General features: G+C 65.8%; 2 protein-coding genes. Both read left to right on the top strand.

The features are described 5' to 3' along the window. The first annotated feature begins 166 nt into the window (after positions 1-166). Complete coding sequence (locus tag ACT4N3_RS10895) at positions 167-673, top strand: hypothetical protein (protein ID WP_444855247.1); 507 nt, start codon at positions 167-169, stop codon at positions 671-673. Between the two features lie 211 nt (positions 674-884). After that, positions 885-4,162: DNA-directed RNA polymerase subunit beta (gene rpoB / locus ACT4N3_RS10890; RefSeq protein WP_444855246.1), on the top strand; the 3,278-nt coding region annotated here is incomplete at its 3' end.

Raw genomic sequence — 4,162 nt, 5'->3', positions numbered from 1 at the left:
GGGGCGTTGAGGAAAGCGGCGGACGCGAACAGCGCGACGGCGGCGGTGCGAAGGGTCTGGGGGTGCGTTTTCATAACAGCGGGCCAACGAGTTCACGGCCAAAAAGGCACCGCTCATCGTTTGATCTGCGTCGGGCCGGGTCGAGACAGCGACGGGGCGAGGGGTTGTGGATCGGACCGAAGCCGGCCACAAAACCGGGCCACCGGAGCCCGCGATGCTGTTCAAGCGTATCTGCTGCCTCGTTCCGCTGCTGCTGGCCTCGGGCGAACTGCGGGCCGAGACGATCTTCCGCTGCTCCTTCGGCGCGCGCGAGGCGAGCGTAACGCAGGACGGCGAGCGGCTCACCTATCGCTTCGGCCGTCCCGGCCGCCCCGAGCTGACTCTGACCGGCGACGCCGCGAGCGGCACCCTGTTCTACCACCGCACGCTCTACGCGCGCGGCGAGGACCAGACCCTGCGCTTCGCCAATGGCGATACTTCCTATGTGATCTTCAACGGCTGGGCGGCCCCCAACCGCTATTTGGAGGGCGCGCGCGATTTTTCGGGCCTGCTGGTGCTGCGCCGGGGCCGGGTGATCCGCAGGATGCGCTGCCGCGAAGGCGGCGATTTCATCGAGCGCCCTGTCTTCTCCACGCTGCCCCAGGATGCGGAAAACCGGGTGCCGGACGAATAGGCCGTCTCCCCCTTTACATCCCCCCGTCGCGCTCATATATCGCGCGCCTCGCCACAATCCGCCGGAACAGGGTGCGCCTTCGCGCAGCGCGCTCAACGCATTGACGGACTGTGGTTTCACGACGCTGAAGCTGCGATTTCCTGATCCCGGAAATCCGCGGCTTTTTGCGTTTGTGCGCCCCTGATTTTGAACTGAGGCGAGAAAAGCTCCCATGGCGAAGACCAAAGCTCCCGCGATCGACGCGCGGCCTACCGCGGCCAAGCGCATCCGCAAGATTTTCGGCAACATCCACGAAGTCAGCGAGATGCCGAACCTGATCGAGGTTCAGCGCGAAAGCTACGAGCAGTTCCTGCGCTCCGACCCGAAGACGGGTTATGTCTCCGGCCTGGAGAAGACGCTGCGCAGCGTCTTCCCGATTCAGGATTTCGCCGGCGTCGCCCATTTGGACTTCGACCGCTACGAGCTGGAGGAGCCCAAATACGACACCGACGAGTGCCGCCAGCGGGGCATGACCTTCGCCGCGCCGATGCGCGTTACGCTGCGCCTCACCTCCTTCGAGATCGATCCGGACACCGAGACCAAGTCGGTGATCGATATCAAGGAGCAGGACGTCTACATGGGCGACATGCCGCTGATGACGAAGAACGGCACGTTCATCGTCAACGGCACCGAGCGGGTGATCGTCTCCCAGATGCACCGCTCGCCGGGCGTGCTCTTCGACCATGACCGCGGCAAGACCCACGCCTCGGGCAAGTTCCTCTTCGCCGCCCGGGTCATCCCCTATCGCGGCTCGTGGCTCGACTTCGAGTTCGACGCCAAGGACATCGTCAACGTCCGCATCGACCGCAAGCGCAAGCTGCCGGTCACCGCTCTGCTCCACGCGCTGGGGCTGACCAGCGAGGAGATCCTCAACACCTTCTACAACCGCGTGACCTTCGGCCGCGGCAAGGGTGGCTGGCAGATCCCGTTCCAGCCGGAGAATTGGCGCGGCCAGAAGCCGGCCTTCGACATCGTCGACGCCAAGACCGGCGAGGTCGTCTTCCCGGCTGGCCAGAAGATCAGCCCCCGCGCCGCCAACAAGGCGCAGAAGGACGGGCTCAAGAACCTCATCATCCCGACCGAGGAGATTTTCGGCCGCTACAGTGCCTATGACCTGATCAACGAGAAGACCGGCGAGATCTATATCGAGGCCGGCGACGAGGTCAGCCAGGAGAATCTCGAGAAGCTCGACGCGGCCGGCTTCGACCGGATCGAGCTGCTCGACATCGACCATGTCTCGACCGGCGCCTGGATGCGCAACACGCTGAAGGCCGACAAGTCCGAGGACCGCGACGGCGCGCTTTCCGATATCTACCGCGTCATGCGCCCCGGCGAGCCGCCGACCCGCGAGACCGCCGAGGCTTTGTTCGCCGGCCTGTTCTTCGATCCGGAGCGCTACGACCTTTCGGCCGTCGGCCGGGTGAAGCTCAACATGCGCCTCGGCCTCGACGCCGAGGACACGGTGACCACGCTGCGCACCGAGGACATCATCGCGGTCGTCCAGGAGCTGGTGAACCTCAAGGACGGCAAGGGCGAGATCGACGACATCGACAATCTCGGCAACCGCCGCGTCCGCTCGGTCGGCGAGCTGCTGGAAAACCAGTATCGCGTCGGCCTGCTGCGCATGGAGCGCGCGGTGAAGGAGCGGATGAGCTCGGTCGACGTGTCGACCGTGATGCCGAACGACCTGATCAACGCCAAGCCCGCGGTCGCCGCGGTGCGCGAGTTCTTCGGCTCGTCGCAGCTGTCGCAGTTCATGGACCAGACCAACCCGCTGTCGGAAGTCACCCACAAGCGCCGCGTCTCGGCGCTCGGGCCGGGCGGCCTCACCCGCGAGCGCGCGGGATTCGAAGTCCGCGACGTCCATCCCACCCATTATGGCCGCATCTGCCCGATCGAGACGCCGGAAGGCCCGAACATCGGCCTGATCAACTCGCTCGCCTCGTTCAGCCGCGTCAACAAATACGGCTTCATCGAGACGCCGTACCGCAAGGTCGTGAACCATAAGGTGACCAAGGACGTCGTCTATCTCTCGGCGATGGAAGAGGCCAAGCACACGATCGCGCAGGCCAACGCGGAGCTGACCAAGGATAACGGCTTTGCCGAGGAGATCGTCTCCTCGCGCCAGGCCGGCGACTTCCTGATGGCGCCGCGCGACACCATCACGCTGATGGACGTGAGCCCCAAGCAGCTCGTGTCGGTCGCCGCCTCGCTCATTCCGTTCCTCGAGAATGACGACGCCAACCGCGCGCTGATGGGCTCGAACATGCAGCGTCAGGCGGTGCCGCTGGTCCGCGCCGAGGCGCCGCTCGTCGGCACCGGCATGGAGGAGACGGTCGCGCGCGATTCCGGCGCCGCCATCGCCGCCCGCCGCTCCGGCATTGTCGACCAGGTCGACGCGGCCCGCATCGTCGTGCGCGTCACCGACGAGGTCGAGGCCGGCAAGTCGGGCGTCGACATCTATACGCTGATGAAGTTCCAGCGCTCGAACCAGAACACCTGCATCAATCAGCGTCCGCTGGTGAAAAAGGGCGATCTGGTCCGCGCCGGCGACGTCATCGCCGACGGTCCCTCGACCGATCTCGGCGAGCTCGCCTTGGGTCGGAACGTGCTCGTCGCGTTCATGCCGTGGAACGGCTACAATTTCGAGGATTCGATCCTGATCTCCGAGCGGATCGTGAAGGACGACGTCTTCACCTCGATCCACATCGAGGAGTTCGAGGTGATGGCCCGCGACACCAAGCTCGGGCCGGAGGACATCACCCGCGACATCCCCAATGTCGGCGAGGAGGCGCTCCGCAACCTCGACGAGGCGGGCATCGTCTATATCGGCGCCGAGGTCGAGCCGGGCGACATCCTGTGCGGCAAGATCACGCCGAAGGGCGAGAGCCCGATGACTCCGGAGGAGAAGCTGCTCCGCGCCATCTTCGGCGAGAAGGCCTCGGACGTGCGCGACACGTCGCTGCGCCTGCCGCCGGGCGTGTCCGGCACGGTGGTCGAAGTGCGGGTGTTCAACCGCCATGGCATCGACATCGACGACCGCACCCGCGCCATCCAGACCGAGGAGAAGGATCGGCTGCGCAAGGACGCGGAGGACGAGCGCGCCATCCTGAAGCGCTCCTCCTACGCCCGCCTGCGCGAGATGCTGCTCGGCCAGACGGCCACCGCGGCCCCCAAGGGCGCCAAGAAGGGCGCGACGATCGACGCCGAGATGATGGATGCGGTCGAGCCGCACGAATGGTGGAAGTTCGCGGTCAAGGACGACAAGGTCCAGGCCGATCTCGAGGCGGTCCGCGCCCAGTATGACAGCGCGGAAGGCGTCATCAAGGCGAAGCTCGACGACCGGATGGAGAAGATCGAGCGGGGCGACGAGCTGCCGCCGGGCGTGCTCAAGATGGTCAAGGTGTTCGTCGCGGTGAAGCGCAAGCTGCAGCCGGGCGACAAGATGGC

Origin of the sequence: Sphingosinicella sp., assembly GCF_052388015.1 — a bacterium.
Taxonomy (GTDB): domain Bacteria; phylum Pseudomonadota; class Alphaproteobacteria; order Sphingomonadales; family Sphingomonadaceae; genus Allosphingosinicella.
The sequence above is the reverse complement of the archived record's forward strand: the minus strand, read 5'-3'. Positions and strand labels throughout refer to the sequence as shown.